The organism is Streptomyces sp. NPDC050564, assembly GCF_044457265.1.
Taxonomy (GTDB): Bacteria; Actinomycetota; Actinomycetes; order Streptomycetales; family Streptomycetaceae; genus Streptomyces.
Genome location: NZ_JBITGS010000017.1, coordinates 105,699 through 126,320, shown reverse-complemented (window position 1 = coordinate 126,320; position 20,622 = coordinate 105,699). Strand labels below are relative to the sequence as shown.

16 protein-coding genes and 2 pseudogenes are annotated in these 20,622 nt (G+C 71.1%); 5 read left to right on the top strand and 13 right to left on the bottom strand.

What is annotated here, in order from left to right; all coding sequences use genetic code 11:
- Positions 1-136: 136 nt before the first annotated feature.
- The 3 genes and pseudogenes from ACIBK0_RS26555 to ACIBK0_RS26545 form a co-directional block, all read right to left on the bottom strand.
- A complete protein-coding gene (locus ACIBK0_RS26555) occupies positions 137-2,263 on the bottom strand; it encodes a 3-hydroxyacyl-CoA dehydrogenase NAD-binding domain-containing protein (protein ID WP_399084876.1) in 2,127 nt (708 codons plus the stop codon).
- The gene (locus tag ACIBK0_RS26550; RefSeq protein ID WP_399084873.1) at positions 2,260-3,486 is read right to left on the bottom strand and encodes a thiolase family protein; all 1,227 of its coding nucleotides are present in this window, start codon (positions 3,484-3,486) and stop codon (positions 2,260-2,262) included. The genes ACIBK0_RS26555 and ACIBK0_RS26550 overlap by 4 nt, the downstream gene beginning before the upstream one ends.
- Before the next feature lie 245 nt (positions 3,487-3,731).
- Positions 3,732-4,199, bottom strand: a pseudogene (locus ACIBK0_RS26545) (substrate-binding domain-containing protein); the annotation flags it as partial.
- Between ACIBK0_RS26545 and ACIBK0_RS26540 the strand changes: the two are divergent.
- Positions 4,137-4,589: pseudogene (locus ACIBK0_RS26540) on the top strand (carbohydrate ABC transporter permease); the annotation flags it as partial. The pseudogenes ACIBK0_RS26545 and ACIBK0_RS26540 sit on opposite strands and share 63 nt — an antisense overlap.
- Before the next feature lie 112 nt (positions 4,590-4,701).
- Here ACIBK0_RS26540 and ACIBK0_RS26535 read toward each other — a convergent pair.
- The 3 genes from ACIBK0_RS26535 to ACIBK0_RS26525 form a co-directional block, all read right to left on the bottom strand.
- Positions 4,702-5,973 carry an HRDC domain-containing protein gene (locus ACIBK0_RS26535; protein WP_399084870.1) on the bottom strand — a complete coding sequence of 424 codons (1,272 nt, stop codon included), beginning with the start codon at positions 5,971-5,973 and terminating at the stop codon, positions 4,702-4,704.
- Between the two features lie 193 nt (positions 5,974-6,166).
- Positions 6,167-6,829, bottom strand: coding sequence for a response regulator transcription factor (locus ACIBK0_RS26530; RefSeq protein ID WP_019073943.1), 663 nt, complete (start codon positions 6,827-6,829; stop codon positions 6,167-6,169).
- 322 nt (positions 6,830-7,151) lie between these two features.
- Positions 7,152-7,778 (bottom strand): DUF3000 domain-containing protein, encoded by a 627-nt coding sequence (locus tag ACIBK0_RS26525; protein WP_399085095.1) that lies wholly within the window; start codon positions 7,776-7,778, stop codon positions 7,152-7,154.
- A gap of 290 nt (positions 7,779-8,068) precedes the next feature.
- Here ACIBK0_RS26525 and hemE point away from each other — a divergent pair, with 290 nt between their 5' ends.
- The gene (hemE, locus tag ACIBK0_RS26520) at positions 8,069-9,136 is read left to right on the top strand and encodes a uroporphyrinogen decarboxylase (protein ID WP_399084867.1); all 1,068 of its coding nucleotides are present in this window, start codon (positions 8,069-8,071) and stop codon (positions 9,134-9,136) included.
- A 13-nt stretch (positions 9,137-9,149) separates the two neighbouring features.
- Here hemE and ACIBK0_RS26515 read toward each other — a convergent pair whose 3' ends face one another.
- Positions 9,150-9,968: a rhomboid family intramembrane serine protease gene (locus ACIBK0_RS26515; protein ID WP_399084864.1), complete on the bottom strand. Its 819-nt coding sequence runs from the start codon at positions 9,966-9,968 to the stop codon at positions 9,150-9,152.
- A 120-nt stretch (positions 9,969-10,088) separates the two neighbouring features.
- Here ACIBK0_RS26515 and ACIBK0_RS26510 point away from each other — a divergent pair, with 120 nt between their 5' ends.
- Positions 10,089-10,421, top strand: coding sequence for a hypothetical protein (locus ACIBK0_RS26510; RefSeq protein WP_399084861.1), 333 nt, complete (start codon positions 10,089-10,091; stop codon positions 10,419-10,421).
- A gap of 96 nt (positions 10,422-10,517) precedes the next feature.
- Here the strand turns inward: ACIBK0_RS26510 and ACIBK0_RS26505 are convergent, their stop codons facing one another.
- Both ACIBK0_RS26505 and ACIBK0_RS26500 read right to left on the bottom strand, forming a co-directional pair.
- Complete coding sequence (locus tag ACIBK0_RS26505; protein WP_399084858.1) at positions 10,518-11,927, bottom strand: FAD-dependent oxidoreductase; 1,410 nt, start codon at positions 11,925-11,927, stop codon at positions 10,518-10,520.
- Between the two features lie 27 nt (positions 11,928-11,954).
- The gene (locus ACIBK0_RS26500; RefSeq protein ID WP_399084855.1) at positions 11,955-12,926 is read right to left on the bottom strand and encodes a DUF4349 domain-containing protein; all 972 of its coding nucleotides are present in this window, start codon (positions 12,924-12,926) and stop codon (positions 11,955-11,957) included.
- Positions 12,927-13,099: 173 nt separating this feature from the next.
- Here ACIBK0_RS26500 and hemG point away from each other — a divergent pair, with 173 nt between their 5' ends.
- The gene (gene hemG / locus ACIBK0_RS26495) at positions 13,100-14,656 is read left to right on the top strand and encodes a protoporphyrinogen oxidase (protein ID WP_399084852.1); all 1,557 of its coding nucleotides are present in this window, start codon (positions 13,100-13,102) and stop codon (positions 14,654-14,656) included.
- Between the two features lie 4 nt (positions 14,657-14,660).
- The gene (gene hemQ / locus ACIBK0_RS26490) at positions 14,661-15,380 is read left to right on the top strand and encodes a hydrogen peroxide-dependent heme synthase (RefSeq protein WP_399084849.1); all 720 of its coding nucleotides are present in this window, start codon (positions 14,661-14,663) and stop codon (positions 15,378-15,380) included.
- Between the two features lie 27 nt (positions 15,381-15,407).
- On the opposite strand, the gene ACIBK0_RS26485 is transcribed toward hemQ, so the two are convergent.
- The 4 genes from ACIBK0_RS26485 to ACIBK0_RS26470 form a co-directional block, all read right to left on the bottom strand.
- Complete coding sequence (locus ACIBK0_RS26485; RefSeq protein WP_399084846.1) at positions 15,408-17,120, bottom strand: alpha/beta hydrolase; 1,713 nt, start codon at positions 17,118-17,120, stop codon at positions 15,408-15,410.
- 152 nt (positions 17,121-17,272) lie between these two features.
- The gene (locus ACIBK0_RS26480; RefSeq protein WP_399084843.1) at positions 17,273-18,058 is read right to left on the bottom strand and encodes a TIGR04222 domain-containing membrane protein; all 786 of its coding nucleotides are present in this window, start codon (positions 18,056-18,058) and stop codon (positions 17,273-17,275) included.
- A 108-nt stretch (positions 18,059-18,166) separates the two neighbouring features.
- Positions 18,167-18,934, bottom strand: a complete 768-nt coding sequence (locus ACIBK0_RS26475) for a DUF4142 domain-containing protein (protein WP_399084840.1) — start codon at positions 18,932-18,934, stop codon at positions 18,167-18,169.
- Between the two features lie 250 nt (positions 18,935-19,184).
- Entirely contained in the window at positions 19,185-20,597 is a 1,413-nt protein-coding gene (locus tag ACIBK0_RS26470; protein WP_399084837.1) for a DUF692 domain-containing protein, read from the bottom strand.
- Positions 20,598-20,622: the final 25 nt, after the last annotated feature.

Sequence of the window (20,622 nt, the reverse complement as noted above, 5' to 3'; positions counted from 1 at the left end):
TAAGCCGTATACTATTAAAATCCTACACCAAGTCGCCTTTTTGTGACCCGCCCCCGGATGTTGAAATGTGAACGCCCCCGAGACGACGAGAGAGGGCTCCCGCCGCGGCGGGAGCCCTCTCTCGTGCGTGTGCAGGTTACGCCGGAACCGAAGCCACCCCGGGCTCCAGGAACCTCTTGCCGTTCACCCGCTCGGACACGCCCTCGCGGTCCAGGTACGGAGTGATCCCACCCAGGTGGAAGGGCCAGCCCGCGCCGGTGATCAGGCAGAGGTCGATGTCCTGCGCCTCGGCGACGACACCCTCGTCGAGCATGAGCCCGATCTCCTGGGCGACGGCGTCCAGGACGCGGTCACGCACCTGCTCCTCGGTCAGGACGACATCGCCCTGCTTGAGGAGAGCGGCCACCTCGGGGTCGAGCTCCGGCTTCCCGGAGTCGTACACGTAGAAGCCGCGCTTGCCCGCCTTGACGACGGCCGCGAGGTTCGGGGAGACCGTGAAGCGGTCGGGGAAGGCCCGGTTGAGGGTCTCCGAGACGTGCAGCCCGATCGCGGGGCCGACCAGCTCCAGCAGCACGAGAGGCGACATCGGCAGACCCAGCGGCTCGACCGCCTTCTCGGCGACCTCGACCGGCGTGCCCTCGTCGATGACGTTCTGGATCTCGCCCATGAAGCGGGTGAGGATGCGGTTGACGACGAACGCCGGGGCGTCCTTCACCAGGACCGCCGTCTTCTTCAGCTTCTTGGCGACGGCGAACGCCGTGGCCAGCGAGGCGTCGTCGGTCTGCTCGCCGCGCACGATCTCGAGCAGCGGGAGGATCGCGACCGGGTTGAAGAAGTGGAAGCCGACTACCCGCTCGGGGTTCTTCAGCTTCGACGCCATCTCGGAGACGGACAGCGAGGAGGTGTTGGTGGCGAGGATCGCGTGCGCCGGAGCGACCGCCTCGACCTCCGCGAACACCTGCTGCTTGACGCCGATCTCCTCGAAGACGGCCTCGATGATGAAGTCGGCGTCGGAGAAGCCCTCGGCCTTGTCCAGCACACCGGAGACCAGGGCCTTGAGGCGGTTGGCCTTGTCCTGGTTCACGCGGCCCTTGCTCAGCAGCTTGTCGATCTCGGCGTGGACGTAGCCCACACCCTTGTCGACGCGCTCCTGGTCGATGTCGGTCAGCACGACCGGCACCTCCAGGCGGCGCAGGAAGAGCAGGGCGAGCTGCGAGGCCATCAGGCCCGCGCCCACGACGCCCACCTTGGTGACCGGACGCGCCAGGTTCTTGTCCGGCGCACCCGCCGGACGCTTGCCGCGCTTCTGGACCAGGTTGAACGCGTAGATGCCGGAGCGCAGTTCGCCGCCCATGATCAGGTCGGCGAGCGCCACGTCCTCGGCGTCGTAACCCTTCTGCAGGTCACCGTCCTTGGCCGCGGCGATGATGTCCAGCGCGCGGTAGGCGGCCGGAGCCGCACCGTGCACCTTGCCGTCGGCGATGAAGCGGCCCTTGGCGACGGCCTGGTCCCAGGCCTCGCCACGGTCGATCTCCGGGCGCTCGACGGTGATGTCGCCCTTGAGGACGTTCGCCGTCCAGAGCAGCGACTGCTCCAGGAAGTCCGCGCCCTCGAAGAGGGCGTCGGCGATGCCCAGGTCGAAGACCTGCTTGCCCTTGAGCTGCTTGTTCTGGTTGAGCGAGTTCTCGATGATCACCGAGACGGCCTTCTCCGCACCGATCAGGTTCGGCAGGATCGTGCAGCCGCCCCAGCCGGGGACCAGACCGAGGAAGACCTCGGGGAGCGAGAACGCCGGGAGCGCCTTCGAGACCGTGCGGTACGTGCAGTGCAGACCGACCTCGACGCCACCGCCCATCGCCGCACCGTTGTAGTACGCGAAGGTCGGGACGGCCAGCGCCGACAGGCGCTTGAAGACCTCGTGGCCGCCCTTGCCGATGGCGAGCGCGTCCTCGTGCTTCTTGAGCAGCTCGACGCCCTTGAGGTCGGCGCCGACCGCGAAGATGAACGGCTTGCCGGTGATGCCGATACCGACGATCTCGCCGGCCGCGGCCTCCTTCTCGACCTGGTCGATGGCGGCGTTGAGGTTCGCCAGCGACGCCGGGCCGAAGGTGGTCGGCTTCGTGTGGTCGAAGCCGTTGTCCAGCGTGATGAGCGCGAAGCGCCCGGCGCCGAACGGCAGGTCGAGGTGGCGGACGTGCGCGGACGTCACGACCTCGTCGGGGAACAGCTCGGCCGCGCCCTTGAGGAGTTCAGCGGTGCTCACTTGTCGCCTCCGGCGTCCTTGTGGTGCGGGTTCTCCCAGATCACCGTGGCGCCCATGCCGAAGCCGACGCACATGGTGGTGAGGCCGTAACGGACCTCCGGCTGCTCCTCGAACTGGCGGGCCAGCTGCGTCATCAGACGGACGCCGGAGGAGGCGAGGGGGTGGCCGTAAGCGATGGCGCCGCCGTACTGGTTGACGCGGGCGTCGTCGTCGGCGATGCCGTAGTGCTCCAGGAAGGCAAGCACCTGGACGGCGAAGGCCTCGTTGATCTCGAAGAGGTTGATGTCCTCGATCGACAGACCGGCCTTGGCGAGGGCCTTCTCGGTCGCCGGGATCGGGCCGTAGCCCATCACCTCGGGCTCGACGCCCGCGAAGGCGTACGAGACCAGGCGCATCTTGACCGGCAGGTTGTTCTCGCGGGCGAAGTCCTCGGACGCGATGATCGAGGCGGTCGCACCGTCGTTGAGACCGGCGGCGTTGCCGGCCGTGACGCGGCCGTGGACGCGGAACGGCGTCTTCAGACCGGTCAGGTTCTCCAGCGTCGTGCCCGGGCGCATCGGCTCGTCGGCGGTGACCAGGCCCCAGCCCGTCTCGCCCGCCTCAGCGTTGGTCCGGCGCACGGAGATCGGCACCAGGTCCTGCTGGATCTTGCCGTTGGCGTACGCCTTGGCGGCCTTCTCCTGCGAGCGCACGGCGTACTCGTCGGCGCGCTGCTTGGTGATCGTCGGGTAGCGGTCGTGCAGGTTCTCCGCGGTCATGCCCATGAACAGGGCGGACTCGTCGACCAGCTTCTCGCTCACGAACCGCGGGTTCGGGTCCACGCCCTCGCCCATGGGGTGGCGGCCCATGTGCTCGACACCACCGGCGATGACGGCGTCGTACGCACCGAAGGCGATCGAACCGGCCGTGGCGGTGACGGCGGTCAGCGCGCCCGCGCACATGCGGTCGATGGAGTAGCCGGGGACCGACTGGGGGAGACCGGCGAGAATGCCGGCCGTGCGGCCCAGGGTCAGGCCCTGGTCACCGATCTGCGTGGTCGCGGCGATGGCGACCTCGTCGATCTTCTTCGGGTCGAGGCCGGGGTTGCGGCGCAGCAGCTCCCGGATGGCCTTCACGACGAGGTCGTCGGCGCGGGTCTCGTGGTAGATGCCCTTCGGGCCCGCCTTGCCGAACGGGGTGCGGACGCCGTCGACGAAGACGACGTCCCTGACGGTACGAGGCACGATGGCTCTCCTCCAGATGCGGGATGGCACTGCTGCGCGTCGCACGCGACTGAGCGCGCGCTCACCCCCTCATGCTACTTACGAGTAACCACCCTGCCCAGCCCCGGAGGCGGGAGCGGCGAACGTCACACAGCAACCCCACTGCGTTGGAGCGCCTCGTGCGGGCGCGGGGCTGTGACAAATGCGGCTCCGCCACGTGGGCGCGACCGGTCACAGACCCCCGTAGTCCGCACACAAAGGCGATGTCACCCCCTGGGCGGCGCAGTGGACCCCCAAGGCGTAAGAACAGGGGTGGCCACCGGATGCGATCCCGCGCCGTCGCCGGTGATCATCTGGAACAGGGGCCGCGCCACATCCGCCCCGAACCCGTGCACGTCATGGCTCATGGCGGACAGCGTCGGACGAGTGAGCCGGCACAGCTGCGAGTCGTCCCAGGCGAGCAGCGAGACATCACCGGGCACACTCAAGCCCATCTCGGCGGCAACCGAGAGACCCGCCACCGCCATGATGTCGTTGTCGTACACGATCGCCGTCGGCCGATCAGGGGGAGCGGCGGTCAGCAGGGACCGGGTGGCCCGAGCCCCCGCGTCCCCGGAGAAATCCGTGGCGACCTGCCACGCCCCGGCGAGGTCCAGCACCCGCGCCGCCCGACCTTCCAGATCGTCAACAGCTTCGGCCTCTTCGACACCCGCTGGGCCCCCATCGCGCTCTACATGGGCACGGACATCGTGTCGATCTACATCTTCCTGCAGTTCGTACGGTCCATCCCGGTCTCGCTCGACGAGTCGGCGAGGCTGGACGGGGCGAACGCGTTCACCATCTACCGGAAGATCATTTTCCCGCTGCTGAAGCCCGCCGTCGCGACGGTGGTGATCGTCAAGGGGATCACCGTCTACAGCGACTTCTACGTCCCGTTCCTCTATATGCCGTCGGAAGATCTTGGCGTGATCTCGACGTCGCTGTTCCGCTTCAAGGGGCCCTTCGGCGCGCACTGGGAGTCGATCTCGGCGGGCGCGGTGCTCGTCATCCTGCCGACCTTGATCGTCTTTCTGTTCCTGCAGCGCTTCATCTACAACGGGTTCATGCGGGGAGCAACGAAGTAACCGCCGGTGGGCCCGCGCCCCTGAAGGGGTGCGGGGAACTGCGCGAGCAGCCCGGTACAACCCGCAGCCGCCGCAAGGCCGATTGCCCCACGGCAGCTGTGTCCAGCTGCTCCTAGGCCTTGGCCCGCAGCGAAGCCACCAGTACAGGCGTGACCTGCTCAACCTGCCAGGGGCGCGCCCCGTACCCGGCAAGCGCAGCCGCAACCGACTCGGAGTCGGGGCTCGGCGGCTCCCAGCAAACCCGACGCACCGTGTCCGGAGTGATCAGATTCTCCTGCGGCATGTTGAGCTCCTCGGCCAGCGCCGACACGGCGGCACGCGCGGCGGAGAGCCGAGCGGCGGCGGCCGGGTCCTTGTCGGCCCAGGCGCGCGGCGGCGGCGGCCCGGTCACCGGCTGCCCGGGCTGCGGCAGCTCCGCGTCCGGCAGCGCCTTCGCACGGTCCACCGCGGCCTGCCACTGCTCCAGCTGACGCCGCCCCATCCGATGCCCGAACCCGTTCAACGCGGCGAGCGCGTGCACGTTGGCCGGAAGGGAGAGCGCGGCCTCCACAATGGCCGCGTCGCCCAGCACCTTGCCCGGTGAGATGTCCCGGCGCTGCGCGACCCGGTCCCGGGTCTCCCACAGCTCCCGTACGACCGCCATCTGCCGGCGGCGGCGCACCTTGTGCATCCCGGACGTACGGCGCCAGGGGTCCTTGCGCGGCGGCGCGGGCGCGGCCTGCGCGATCGCGTCGAACTCCTGTTGGGCCCACTCCAGCTTGCCCTGCCGGTCGAGCTCCTTCTCCAGGGCGTCGCGCAGGTCGACGAGCAGTTCCACGTCGAGCGCGGCATAGCGCAGCCACGGCTCGGGCAGCGGCCGCGTCGACCAGTCGACCGCGGAGTGCCCCTTCTCCAGTACGAAGCCGAGCACGCTCTCGACCATCGCGCCCAGGCCCACCCGGGGGAACCCGGCGAGGCGTCCGGCCAGCTCGGTGTCGAAGAGCCGCGTCGGCACCATGCCTATCTCGCGCAGACAGGGCAGGTCCTGGGTGGCCGCGTGCAGCACCCACTCCACTCCGGAGATCGCCTCGCCGAGGCCCGACAGGTCGGGGCAGGCGACGGGATCGATCAGCGCGGTCCCCGCTCCCTCGCGGCGCAGCTGCACCAGATAGGCGCGCTGGCCGTATCGGTACCCGGACGCGCGTTCGGCGTCGACGGCGACGGGGCCGGATCCGGCGGCGAAGGCGGCGATCACCTCGGCGAGTGAGGCGTCGTCGGCGATCACGGGCGGGATGCCGTCTCGGGGCTCAAGCAAAGGGATCGGCGCCGATTCGACGTCGTCCGGAGGGGCGCCTCCGGTGGTTCGCAGTGAGCTGTCTGCTGCGGTCTCTTGGGCGTCGGTCACCTGTCAAGGGTATCCGTGTATGGACAACGCCCGCCGACGGAACGTTCCGTCGACGGGCGTCTGAGGGTCGTAAACCAGTCAGGTCAGTGAAAGATCCGGTTCACGGTCGGGGGAGGGCGCGGCTCACGGGCGGTGGGGACTCGGTGCGGTCGGTGGAATCGGTTGTTCCACCGGGCTCAGTGGACTCGTGGATTCAGTGGATGATCCCGGTGCGCAGGGCCACCGCCACCATCCCGGCGCGGTCGCCCGTGCCGAGCTTGCGCGCGATGCGGGCGAGGTGGCTCTTGACGGTCAGCGCGGACAGGCCCATGGAGACGCCGATGGCCTTGTTCGACTGGCCCTCCGCGACCAGCCGAAGAACCTCGACCTCTCGTCCGGACAGCTCGCGGTAGCCGCCCGGGTGGCTCGGGGCACCCGGGGGGCGGCGGTGCATACGGGCGGCGGCCGAGCCGATGGGCGCGGCGCCGGGCCGGGTGGGGAGCCCGACGTTCGTACGGGTGCCGGTGACGACGTAGCCCTTGACGCCGCCCGCGAGGGCGTTGCGTACGGCGCCGATGTCGTCGGCGGCGGAGAGGGCGAGGCCGTTGGGCCAGCCCGCGGCTCGGGTCTCGGAAAGGAGGGTGAGGCCGGAACCATCCGGCAGGTGGACGTCGGCGACGCAGATGTCACGCGGGTTGCCGATTCGGGGACGGGCCTCCGCGACGGACGACGCCTCGATGACGTCGCGCACTCCGAGCGCCCACAGATGGCGGGTGACGGTGGAGCGGACCCGGGGGTCGGCCACGACCACCATGGCGGTCGGCTTGTTCGGGCGGTAGGCGACCAGGCTTGCGGGCTGCTCGAGGAGAACGGACACCAGGCCTCCTGGGGTGCGGGTCGGGACCGGCTCTGGGGATGAAGCCGGGACGAACCGTGCTTTCAAGGTCACAGACGTCTTCGGCACCAAACCTCTCGTCCTTTAGAGAATGATCACGATTTGGTGAGTAACAATCTGTGCAATTCGGACACGCGATCGATCATCCGAAGATCGAACCGAGTCGCTCCGCGTCAATACGAGGCCGAAAGTGGCCGTATCGACAAAGAACCGGTAAGGACCGGTGAGAGGTGCGCGAGTCGGCGTGCGGGTCGGCGCCGACCGCTGCTCTCCTGGACTCGGCTGGTCCGTGGGCACGGCGACGTCAGCGGGACTGCGGTCCCCGGCGCTGCGGAAGGGAGACCACCGACGCGTCGCCCGGGGTCACCGGCGGAAGCCCGGCGACCTGGCACAGCAGATCGCACCACGCCGCGAGGTGCGCGGCCGTGTCCGGGACGCCGCCCAGACCCTCCCTGGGCGTCCACGACGCACGGATCTCGATCTGGGAGGCGGCCGGGCGCTCCGCGAGGCCGCCGAAGTAGTGCGAGCTCGCGCGGGTGACCGTGCCGCTGGCTTCGCCGTACGACAGACCGCGGGCCTGCAGTGCGCCGGTCAGCCAGGACCAGCAGACCTCGGGCAGCAACGGGTCGGCGGCCATCTCCGGCTCCAGCTCCGCGCGGACCAGGGTCACCAGACGGAAGGAGCCCTGCCAGGCTTCGTGGCCCGCCGGGTCGTGCAGCAGCACGAGCCGGCCGTCGGCCAGATCCTCGTCGTCCGCCACGACCGCGGCCTCCAGCGCGTACGCGTACGGGGCCAGGCGCTGCGGCGGGCGCGTCGGGTCGATCTCGATCTCCGGCCGCAGCCGCGCGGCCCTCAGCGCTTCGACGGCGGCCCGGAAGGGCAGTGGAGCCGTCTCCATCGCATCCCGGTCCCCCTCCTTCGCGTCGTCCATTCCGCCAGCGCCGTCCGACAGTCGTCCCTGAGCCGCAGCCATGCGGGGAAGATTAAGGGGAACGGAGGCTCCGCGCAGGGAGAGACACCCGTGGCTCCGGCGGTTCGGCGGGAACGGCTCGGTTTCGCCGTGTTCGTGACCGTGACTGCGGGTGGCCGTCGGCGGTCCATCCTGGGTCGTTCGGTCCCGGGGCGGTCGCGTGCGGTCTTGGGTTGCGCGCGGTTCCCCGCGCCCCTTCGGAGCGCTGCCCCCGGGCTCGGCTGTCCATCGGCCGTGCGAGACTTTCCGTCGTGAGTGCCAACCACAGCCCCGCCGGGCAGCAGCCGACAGCCACGTACGAGTCCGCCTTCCTCAAGGCGTGCAGGCGCGAGCCTGTGCCGCACACGCCGGTGTGGTTCATGCGGCAGGCCGGACGCTCGCTGCCCGAGTACCTCAAGGTGCGCGAGGGCATCCCGATGCTGGAGTCCTGCATGCGGCCCGAGCTGGTCGCCGAGATCACGCTCCAGCCCGTGCGCCGGCACCAGGTGGACGCAGCCATCTACTACAGCGACATCGTCGTCCCGCTCAAGGCCATCGGCATCGACCTCGACATCAAGCCGGGCGTCGGCCCCGTCGTCCAGAATCCGATCCGCACCCGCGCCGACCTGGCCCAGCTGCGCGACCTGACCCCCGAGGACGTCAGCTACGTCACCGAGGCGATCGGTCTGCTCACGGCCGAGCTCGGCCCGACCCCGCTCATCGGATTCGCGGGCGCGCCTTTCACTCTCGCGAGCTACCTCGTGGAGGGCGGTCCGTCCAAGAACCACGAGCACACCAAGGCGCTCATGTACGGCGACCCGCAGCTGTGGGCCGACCTCCTCGACCGCCTCGCCGAGATCACCTCCGCCTTCCTGAAGGTCCAGATCGAGGCGGGCGCCAGCGCCGTCCAGCTCTTCGACTCCTGGGTCGGCGCTCTGGCTCCCGCCGACTACCGCCGCTCGGTGATGCCCGCGTCCACCAAGGTCTTCGAGGCCGTCGCCTCGTACGGCGTCCCGCGCATCCACTTCGGCGTCGGCGCCGGTGAGCTGCTCGGCCTGATGGGCGAGGCGGGCGCGGACGTCGTCGGCGTCGACTGGCGCGTCCCGCTCGACGAGGCCGCCCGCCGTGTCGGCCCCGGCAAGGCCCTTCAGGGCAATCTCGACCCGGCCGTCCTGTTCTCCACCACCGAGGCCGTCCGGACCAAGACCCGCGAGGTCCTCGACGCCGCCGCCGGTCTCGAAGGCCATGTCTTCAACCTCGGCCACGGCGTCCCGCCGACCACCGACCCGGACGCGCTGACCCGGCTCGTGGAGTACGTCCACACGCAGACCGCGCGCTGACCCCCCGCCGCCGTCACCAGCTGGGCCGCGCCCGTCTGCCCCACAGCAGGCCGCGCGGTTCCGGTGGGGGCGGGGTGCCCGGGCGCAGCGGCCAGGCGAGCAGCATGCCCGCGAGGAAGCCGACCACATGCGCGGCGTATGCCACCGTTCCCGCGGCCGAGACGCCGCCGCCGGACGAGTAGACGGCCTGGAGCACGAACCAGAAGCCCAGCACGATCCACGCCGGCAGCCGCAGCGGCAGGAAGATCAGGAACGGGACGAGGACCCAGACCCTGGCCCTCGGATAGAGCACCAGATAGGCGCCGAGGACTCCGGCGATCGCTCCCGAGGCGCCGATCAGCGGGTCGCCGGAGTCCTCGTTCAGCAGGGCGTATCCGTACGCCGCCGCGTAGCCGCAGGCCACGTAGAACAGCGTGAACCGCACATGTCCCATGCGGTCCTCGACGTTGTTGCCGAAGATCAGCAGGAACAGCATGTTGCCCAGCAGATGCAGCCAGCTGCCGTGCAGGAACATCGCTGTGAACACCGACAGCGGCGGCGACTTGTCGTAGTCCGGCGGGCCCACCACGCAGCCGGCCCCGTGCGGGCCGAGACCGACTTCGCCCGTCGGCACGAGGCGTGGCATCTGATGGTGAATCAACTCCTGTGGCACCGCGGCGTAGTGGTCCAGGAACGCCTGCAGATGGCACAGCTGGGACAGACCGCTGTCGCCGGCCACCGATCCGGCGATGCCGGGGGTGTAGAGGAACACGAGAACGTTGGCGGCGATCAGCGCGTACGTCACATAGGGCGTGCGCCGTACCGGGTTCACGTCATGGACGGGTATGACCACAAGGAACTAGTGCCCTCGATGCGCCGACACTGAACGCCGCCGTCCCCGCGTGCGTATGTCTCCTCAACCGCCCGCGCCGCGACGAAGACGCGACGCGAGGAAGACGTGAGGACACAGGCGATGAACGAGCGAGTTACTCCTCCGATGCATGCCCTGCCCGACGGTGAGGCGGAGATCGCCCTGGTGCTGCACCTCCCGTGGGAGGACGTCGCCGCGCTCGGCCAGGAGGCGGGCCGGCTCGCGGCGCGTATGCAGCGTCCGGTGACGCTCGACGAGGCCGTCAGCCACCGGTTGCGCTCCGCGCGGCCGGCGGCTCACGCGAAGCCGGCACAGACGCCGCCCGCGGTGGCTGCGCCCGCCTCCGTCTCGTCGCTGCCCGCGCGGCCGCCCGCGGAGCAGGCTCGGCAGGCCATCGACCGGATCAACGGGACCGCCGGGCACGAGTCCGCGTAGGCGCACCGCGAAGGCGCGGACCGCTGTCGATCGCCGGCCGCTCGTGGCTGGTCGCGCCCACGCGGCGGAGCCGCACAATGTCACGGCCCCGCGTCCCTACGGGGCGCTGGTGCGCACCGCCGCAACCGCCTTGCGGGCCGCGACCAGGACGGGGTCCCACACGGGTGAGAACGGCGGTGCGTAACCCAGGTCCAGGACTGTCATCTGTTCCACCGTCATGCCCGCGGTCAGTGCGACCGCGGCGATGTCGACGCGCTTCGCGGCCCCTTCACGGCCGACGATCTGCACGCCGAGCAGCCGTCCGGTGCGGCGCTCGGCGAGCATCTTCACCGTCATGAGGGCGGCGTTCGGGTAGTAGCCCGCGCGGCTGGTCGACTCGATGGTGACGGTCTCGAACTGCAGGCCCGCCCGGCGCGCGTCCTTCTCGCGCAGCCCGGTGCGGGCGATCTCCAGGTCGCAGACCTTGCTCACCGCCGTGCCGACGACACCGGGGAACGTGGCGTACCCGCCGCCCACGTTGGAGCCGATGACCTGTCCGTGCTTGTTGGCGTGCGTGCCCAGCGCGATGTGCCGCTCGCGGCCGGAGACCAGGTCGAGCACCTCGACGCAGTCGCCACCGGCCCAGATGTTCTCGTGCCCGCGCACCCGCATCGCCAGATCGGTGAGCAGCCCGCCGCGGTCGCCGAGAGGCAGCCCTGCCGCCTTGGCGAGCCCCGTCTCGGGGCGTACTCCGATGCCGAGCACGACCACGTCCGCCGGGTATTCGGCGTCCTCCGTGGCAACCGCCCGGACCCGCCCGTCCTCACCGGTGAGGAGTTTCGTCACTTCGGCGTCGTTGACCATGGTGATGCCCAGGCCCTCCATGGCCGTGTGCACCAGGCGGCCCATGTCCGGGTCGAGCGTGGACATCGGCTCCTTGCCGCGGTTGACGACCGTCACCCCGTACCCGCGGTTGATGAGCGCCTCGGCCATCTCCACGCCGATGTACCCCGCGCCCACGACCACCGCGCGGCGGCCCTCCGTGACGGCCAGCGTGTCGAGGAGGGCCTGCCCGTCGTCCAGGGTCTGCACGCCGTGCACGCCCGGCGCGTCGGCGCCCGGCAGGTCGGGGCGGATCGGGCGTGCGCCGGTCGCGATCACGAGCTTGTCGTACGACGTCCACTCCTCGGCCCCGGACCCGAGGTCCCGGGAGCGGACGCGGGCGCCCGCGACGTCGATCTCCGTGACCTCCGTACGCATCCGCAGGTCGATGGAGCGCTCCCGGTGCTCCTGGGGCGTCCGCGCGATCAGCCGGTCCCGCTCGGGGACGTCGCCGCCCACCCAGTACGGGATGCCGCACGCGGAGTAGGACGTGAAGTGCCCCCGCTCGAACGCCACGATCTCCAGCTCGTCCGGCCCCCGCAGCCGGCGCGCCTGTGACGCGGCGGACATGCCCGCCGCGTCACCGCCGATCACGACCAGTCGCTCTTTCGCCCTGCCAGTCCCGCTCGTACGGCTCATGCTCATGCGAACACGCTACGGGGGCCCCGCATTTCAGTCCTCCTCGCCACCCTCTCCGCGCACGGGCGGGGCCACCGGCAGCGAAGCCGAGGCGGCCGGAGCCGGGCGGCGCGGCAGCCGGGGCCGCACCAGACGCATCCACACCAGGACGATCAGCGCCAGGCCCGCCGCGAACGGGAGCAGCGCGCCGATCGCCAGCGCGATCCAGCGCAGCATGGTGACCAGCACATGCCAGCCGCCGCTGAGCGCGTCCACGAAGCCCGGGTCCTCGTCCTTCTTCTCGGCCTTCTTCACCGGGGTCTCGGACAGCGAGAGCGTGATCGTGGCCAGGCTGGTGCGGTCCTTCAGGGACGCCTGCTGCGCCAGCAGCGCCTCCAGATCGGACTCACGGCTGCTCAACTCACCTTCCAGGGTGACCACATCACTGAGTTTGGTCGCCTGGTCCATGAGCTCGCGGACCCGGGCCACGCTGGCGCGCTGCGACTTGATCCGGCTCTCCACGTCCACGACCTGGTCGGTGACGTCCTGTGCCTTGGCCGTCCGCTCGACGACCTTGCCCGCGCCCTCCAGCTCGGCGAGCACCTCGTCGTAGCGCTCGGTCGGCACGCGCAGGACGAGGCGGGTGCGTTCGTGGCCCTTCTCGTCGCGCGAGGTGGTCTCGTTGCCTACATAGCCGCCGGCGTTCTCGGCCGTGGTGCGGGCCCCGTCCAGAGCCTTGGGCACGTCCTTGACCTGCACCGTCAGGGAGGCGGTGCGGATGATGTGGCTCGCGGTCACCTTGGGCGGGGCGGTGGCCTTGGAGCCGTTCGCCGCGCCGCTGCCCGCGGCGCCCGAGTCCGCCTTCTCGGCGGAGCCCGGAGCGGCGGCCTTGTTGTCGCCGCCCGAGTCGCTGGACGCGGTGTCATTGGCGCCGCTGCAGCCCGCCAGCGCGAGGGCGGCGGCGAGGAGTATCCCCGCCAGAGCATGGACAGGGCGTACGGAATGTCCGGAGCTTCGAGTGCGCATATGGGCCTACCCCCGAGGGTCGTGACAACTGTGCCGTGCCGACTGACGCTCCTTCGACGCCCGAGCGGGCCGGGACGTTGGCCGGATCCGGTCCCGATGCGGTCACGGTCGGGACTCGTGCAGGACACCGGACTCCTGGCGGGCTTGTCAGCGGGGTTTGAGAAGGTGGAGGCATGCGCGCACAGCAGACTCGTACGGATACGGGACACGTCGTGGTCATCGGGGGCGGGATCGCGGGCCTGGCCGCCGCCCACCGATTGCTGGACCGCGGGGCGCGCGTGACCGTCCTGGAGGCGTCGGACCGCGTCGGCGGCAAGCTGCTGCCCGGCGAGGTCGCGGGCGCGCGCGTCGACCTGGGTGCCGAGTCGATGCTCGCGCGCCGCCCCGAGGCGGTGTCCCTCGCACGCGAGGTCGGCCTCGCCGACCGCCTCCAGCCCCCTGCGACCGCGACAGCCTCCCTCTGGACCCGCGGCGCGCTGCGCCCGATGCCCAAGGGCCACGTCATGGGCGTCCCAGGCACCGCGTCCGCCCTCTCCGGTGTCCTCTCCGAGGAGGGCCTGCGCCGCATCGAGCGTGACGCCGAGCTGCCCCGCACCGAGGTGGGCGACGACGTGGCGGTGGGGGAGTACGTGGCGGCCCGCCTCGGCCGCGAGGTCGTCGACCGCCTGGTCGAGCCCCTCCTCGGCGGTGTCTACGCGGGTGACGCCTACCGCATCTCCCTGCGCCTGGCCGTCCCCCAGCTCTACGCCGCCGCCCGCGCCCACACCTCCCTGACGGAGGCGGTCCGCGAGATCCAGACCAAGGCCGCCGCAGCCGGGCAGACGGGGCCGGTCTTCATGGGCATCGAGGGCGGTGTCGGCCAACTGCCCCTCGCGGTCGCAGAGTCGGTGAGGGCACGCGGGGGCGAGATCCTGACCGGGATGCCGGTCACCGAGCTCCGCAGGACCGAGGCGGCGGGGCCGGGCGGTGACGGCTCGCCGTTCGCGGCGGACTCCGCGGGGGCGCCGCCGCACGCGGCGTGGCGTGTTGTCGTCGGAAGCCCCGTCGGCGCCGGAAGCCCTGGAAGCGGTCAAAGCCGTGTCCTGTACGCGGACGGTGTCGTCGTAGCCCTGCCCGCCCCGGCCGCCGCCGCGCTGCTGCGTGCCGAGGCGCCCGCCGCGGCGGCCGAGCTGGCCGCCGTGGAGTACGCCTCCATGGCACTCGTCACCCTCGCCTATCGCCGTGCCGACATCGCCCTGCCCGAAGGGAGCGGCTTCCTGGTGCCGCCCGTGGACGGGCACACCATCAAGGCGTCCACCTTCGCCTCCCGGAAGTGGGGCTGGATCGCCGAGGAGAACCCCGATCTGCTCGTGCTGCGCACCTCCGTCGGGCGGTACGGAGAGACGGAGGTGCTCGGACGGGAGGATGCCGACCTCGTCAAGGTGTCCCGGCACGACCTGCGGGCGGCGACCGGCCTGGACGCCGAGCCCCTCGCGACCCGGGTGACACGGTGGGACGACGGGCTGCCGCAGTACCCGGTCGGGCACCACGCCCGAGTGGCCCGTATCCGCGAGCACGTCGGCAAGCTCCCGGGCCTCGCCGTGTGCGGCGCGGCGTACGACGGGGTCGGCATCCCCGCGTGCATCGCGAGCGCGTACGCGGCCGTGGACCAGCTCGGCGGCGATCGTGGCGGACTGGACGCCCTGATCGCGAACCCGGTGCAGAGTCTGCACGGCGGCGCGGGAGAATAGACCCATGAGTGACGACGCCCCCGCCAAGATCCCGAACGCCGGCAAGAAGGCCAAGGACCTCAACGAGGTCATCCGCTACACCCTGTGGTCCGTCTTCAAACTGCGCGACGCGCTCCCCGAGGACCGTTCCGGTTACGCCGACGAGGTCCAGGAGCTCTTCGACCAGCTCGCCGCGAAGGATGTCACCGTCCGCGGCACGTACGACGTGTCGGGGCTGCGCGCCGACGCCGACCTGATGATCTGGTGGCACGCCGAGACGAGCGACCAGCTCCAGGAGGCGTACAACCTCTTCCGCCGCACCAAGCTGGGCCGCGCCGTGGATCCGGTCTGGTCGAACATGGCGCTGCACCGCCCCGCCGAGTTCAACCGCTCGCACATCCCGGCGTTCCTCGCCGACGAGACGCCGCGCAACTATGTGAGCGTCTACCCCTTCGTGCGCTCCTACGACTGGTACCTGCTGCCCGACGAGGACCGCCGCCGCATGCTGGCCGACCACGGCAAGATGGCCCGCGGCTACCCGGACGTGCGCGCCAACACGGTCGCCTCGTTCTCGCTGGGCGACTACGAGTGGATCCTCGCCTTCGAGGCCGACGAGCTGTACCGCATCGTCGACCTCATGCGTCACCTCCGCGCCTCCGAGGCCCGGATGCACGTCCGCGAGGAGGTCCCGTTCTACACGGGCCGCCGCAAGGACGTCGCCGAGCTGGTCGCGGGCCTCGCCTAGGGCCTGATCCAAATGACAGGCCCTAGATCAGGGCGCCTGCCGGGTGGTCTTCGAGTCCGCGGTGTGCTGAGAGTCCTCCGAGTCCTTCGCGCTTGCCGAGTTCCCTGAGCTCTCTTCGCTGCCCGAGCTCCCCTCGCTCTTGGAGTGATCACCCGGCGCCACCGCCTTCGGCTCCGCGTGCGGCGCGCACCCCGTGCGCCGCGCCGGGAGCCGGCCCTCCAGCAGATACGCGTCCAGGTAGCCGTTGACGCACTGGTTGGGCCCGCCCCCGATCCCGTGCGTCCCGGCCTCCTTCTCGGTCACCAGGACCGAGCCGGACAGCCGCCGCTGCAGCTCCCGGGCCCCTTCGTACGGGGTCGCCGCGTCCCGTTCGGCCGCGAGGATCAGGGTCGGCGGCAGCGCCCCGGGCAGCGTCCGTACGTCGAGGGGCTTCTGCCGCGGCACCGGCCAGTACGCGCACGGCAGGTTCATCCACACGTTGTCCCAGGTCTCGAACGGCGCCACGCGCGCGAGGCGTGTGTTGTCGCGGTCCCAGGTGCGCCAGTCGGTCGGCCAGGACGCGTCATTGCACTCGACCGCCGTGTAGACCGCGGTGCCGTTCTCCAGCTCGGCCGCCGCCTCCGGAAACGGACCGGCCTGCTCGACCAGCGGCTTCGGGTCGCCCTTCAGATAGGCGGAGAGCGCCATGGCGCGCTGCGGCCAGTAGTCGTCGTAGTACCCGGCCTCCAGGAACGCGCCCTGCAACTGCGCGGGCCCCACCTTCCCGCCCGCGGGAGAGGCGGCGAGCTGCGCCCGCACTCTCTCGTAGCTGTGCAGCACTTCTTCGGGTGTGGCACCGAGCCCGTACACGTCGTCGTGCTTGGCGACCCACGCGCGGAAGTCGGCCCAGCGGTGCTCGAAGGCGACCGACTGGTCGAGGTTGTTCCGGTACCAGATCAGGTCGGGGTCGGGGTTCACCGCCGAGTCGAAGACCATCCGGCGTACGTGTGAGGGGAAGAGCGTCGCGTAGAGGGCACCGAAGTACGTCCCGTACGAGGCGCCCATGAAGTTCAGCTTCGGCTCGCCGAGCGCGGCGCGCAGTACGTCCAGGTCGCGAGCGTTGTTGAGCGAGGTGTAGTGGCGCAGGGCGCTGCCCGAGCGCTCGGCGCACCCGCGCGCGTACGCCTTGGCCTCGGCGATGCGCTCCTTCTTGTACGACTCCGAGGGGAACGTCGGCGCCTGCGAGGGCGCCTTCAGAAAGCGCTTGGGGTCCTGGCAGGACAGCGGGGCAGAGCGGTCGACCCCGCGCGGTGCGTAGCCGACCAGGTCGTACGCCGCCGCGATGCGCTGCCACTCGGGGAGGAATCCGATCAGCGGGAAGTCCATGCCGGAGGCGCCCGGACCGCCGGGGTTGTAGACGAGGGCGCCCTGCCGTGGCACCTTCCGCTTCGAGTTCTTCGCGTCCTTGCCGGTGGCCTTGACGCGGCTGACGGTCAGCTTGATTTTCCGGCCGCCGGGGTGTGCGTAGTCCAGGGGCACCGTGACCGTGCCGCACTGGAGACTGCCCGGGGCGTCCTGCTCCTTGGCGCACTTCCCGAAGTGGACACCCGCGGCCGCGGCACGGCCGGCGGCGACGGCGGTGCCGCGCATCTCGGCCGAGCCTGCCGGATCGTGCCAGGCGGGTTGGCCGGCCGCCGGGGCGACGACGAGGGCGGTCAGGAGCATGGACCCTGCGGTTCCGTGGAGGACGGCAGCTCTCATCGCGAATCCCTTCAATGCGCGGCAGCGACAAAAGGGATGTTTCGTTCGACGGTTGGTGAAGTAAAGCACCGGGCCCCGGTGTCGGCCCCTATGACCCCGATGCGCCCCTCAGTCCCTTGGCGAGCCGCCCCTCAGCCCTTTGGCGAGCTCCTTCACCAGCCCCTTCGCTCGGGGCTGCGGTCGCGGTGCGTAAATGCCGCGCGCAGGTCCGGCTCGCCGATCGCGCGGACCCCGCGTACGGCGACGGAGGTGAGGTATGTGCGGTCGTCGCCGGCCTCGTCGGCGCGCCGCGCGAGGGTGCCGAGCAGCCGCTGCCCGGCCGGGGAAGCCCAGCGCGTGTAGGGATGCACCTCGATGCGGGCGATGGCGAGGCAGCTCAGCGTGAGGACCAGCGGAAGCGCGAACCACACCGCCACCGGGACCTCGTTCCCGGTGGTCTGGGCAGGCAGCAGGAGGGCCACGGCCCCCAGCGCGACGACGGCCGCAGTGGCGGCCTGGACCTGGCGGACGGCGCCCGCGACGGTGGTGCGGGCGCCGTCCGGGACGGCGAGGCCCACCGCGACCAGGTGGTCGGCGAGACGGCGTACCGAGTCCGCGGCGGCCGCGGTCGCGCGTACGGGTGCGATCCGGGACTGGCCCTCCGGGCCGATGGCTCCTATGACCGAGCGCTCCATGTCGTCGCGCCCGCGCGGGTCCACGACGGTCGCCCAGCCGGTGTGCGCGAGCAGCAGCCGGCGCTGGCGGGCCATCGACACCAGGGTCAGATCGGCGACCCGGGCCGGGCCGCCGGACAGGAACGCCGCCTCGTACAGCGTGAGGTCGTGCCCGCGGGCCACGTCCGCGTCGACTGCCGCCGCGCGTACGGCCGCCAGGCACAGCCGGGTGCAGGAGGTGCCGGCCGCGGCCCAGGCCAGGAGCAGGAGAAGGACCCAGAACATGGCGTTTTTCTATGCCAAGGGTCGGGCAGGCGCCATGGGTTATTCACAATGTGGACGGAGCGTTGCCGGTATGTGACGTTCCAAATTTCGCCCGTGGAGCCGTGCGGGCTATGGAGTTGAGGACGGCTTGGCGCGCGAGGCGGCCGGCGGCATGGGGTAGCCCGGCGACGGGTTCACCGGGATCGGCGCGCCCGGGGACTGCGTCGGGCCGGGCGGGGCAGGCGAATTGGTGAGCGGCGGCGGACTCGCGGTGGCCGCGTCCTGGGCGAGGGCGTCGAAGTCGACGTATCCGGTGGCTTCGAGGACCTTGATGTGGTCGAGCACGGTGGTGTTCGCGTCGTCGGCGAGGTCGCGTACGAGCGAGTTGCGGGTGTTCGCGCGAACCTGGGCGACCACGGAGAAGACCTTGCCGTGGGCCTTGCGCAGGATGTTCGCGAACTTCTGGTCGTAGTCCGTGCCGTGCGCGGCGCTCAGCGTGGCCAGCCACTGGCGCTGCTGCGGGTTGGGCTGGTTGGGCAGCTCCAGGCCGAGTCGCGCGGCGACATTGCGGACACGGGCGTCCAGGAACGTGTGGCCCTCGATGAGGTGCTCGCCGGCCGTGCGTACGGCCTGGGTGGTGCCGCGCTCCTGGGCCTGCTGGCCCGCGGGCAGCTCCCACAGTCCGGCCAGCCGGACCTTGGTGATGAACTCCTGGTCCAGGGCCGACAGCGGACCGAACCGGGTCGACACGGTCTGTGCGTTCAGGGTGTCCAGGCCGGTGCCGGAGCGGTCCGCGTACGACCAGATCGGAAAGACCAGCGCGACCAGGGTCGCCGTGAGGCCCGTGATGATGAGCCCGGTGCCACTGACCAATCCGGTGCGGTTGATGGATCGCATGGTGCCTCCTGCTTGCGGCACCGCACGCTAGTGCGCTTCGGGTGCGAGTTGGCATATTACTGCGGGCGCTACGCCAACTGCCGTACGAGGAGGAGGGCTTGACCGGTGGGTGAAACGCGGCGGATGCGGTACTTCAGGCGTACGCCAGACCACCTCAAAGACCTGGAAACCGGGCATGCGCATCGGCCGCACAGGGAGCTGTGTTAACCCCGGCACACTCCGCGTCGGTGCGGGGCCGCCGCGCGCCTACTCAGCGGCGCAGCAGCACCCGGCGGGTGGCGCGGGCCAACCGGGCCGTGGGGCGCTGCGACAGCGGGGCCGGGCCCGAGCGCTCCAGCCACCAGTCGCGCAGCCGACGCCGCGTCTCCGCGTCCTCGGGGCGTCCCGCGAGGAGCAGCCGCTCGGCGAAGTCGAGGGCGTCGCGCCGATACCCCCCGGTCATCGGATGCCCTTGCGCATACGCGAGAAAGGCCGGCCGGTACCCCTCCGCCAGGATCTCCGGCAGCTCCGCGGCCACCTTCGCGACCACGTCCGCCCGCTTGGCGGCGAGCGCTCGCGCCTGCACCCCGAGCCGTACCCCGTCGAAGCCCTCGGGCACGGGGGTGCCCGCGACGAGCGCGGACAGCAGCGCGGCCTGCGCGAGCGCGAGCCGCTGCCGGGCGGCGGTCGTGTCCTGCGTTCCGGCTTCGCCGGAAGGAGAACCCGCCGCGTCCAAGGCGCTCAAGGAGCCCATGGAGCCCATGGAGTCCATGGAATCCATGGAGTCCAAGGGAGCCAAGGGAGCCAAGGGAGCCAAGGCGTTCAAGGGATTCGCGGCAGAGGCACTCGTGGCCTTCTCCAGCGTCCCCCGAATCGCCCCCAGTTCCCTTTCGAGCTCCTCGGGCTCCGGAAAGTTCTCGTCCCGCTCGAGGAGGACCCCCGGCGGGCTCACGCGGGAGGCGAGGTCCGCCAGGATGTCCAGGACCTGCTGGGGCACGGGGTGGGCGTGGCTGTCGTGCCAGACGCCGTCCCGTTCGAAGCCGCCGGCGACGTGGACGTAGGCGATGGCTTCGACGGGGAGTTCGTCGAAGGCCTTGGCGGGGTCCTCGCCGCGGTTGACGTGGTTGGTGTGGAGGTTGGCGACGTCGATGAGGAGGCGTACGCCGGTGCGGTCGACCAGGTCGTAGAGGAATTGGCCCTCCGTCATCTCCTCGCCGGGCCACGAGATCAGCGCGGCGATGTTCTCCACCGCGAGCGGGACGGGCAGTGCGTCCTGCGCGATACGGATGTTCTCGCACAGCACGTCGAGGGCGTCCCGGGTGCGGGGGACCGGCAGCAGGTGCCCGGCCTCCAGCAGCGGTGAGGCGGTGAGCGGACCGCCGGCCCGTACGAAGGCGATGTGCTCCGTGACGAGCGGCGAGCCCAGCGCCTCGGCCCGCTCGGCGAGCGCGGCGAGGCGGGACTCGTCGGGCCGGTCCGCGCCGCCGAGGCCGAGCGAGACCCCGTGCGGCACGACCGTGACCCCGCGCTCGCGCAGCCGCAGCAGCGACTCGGGGAGATGCCCGGGGCACAGGTTCTCGGCCACGGCCTCGACCCAGTCGATGCCGGGCATGCGCTCCACGGCCTCGGCGATCTCCGGCCGCCACCCGATTCCCGTCCCCAGCTGCCTCAGCTGCTGCGTCATGTCCCCTCCTCCGTCACGAACCCTG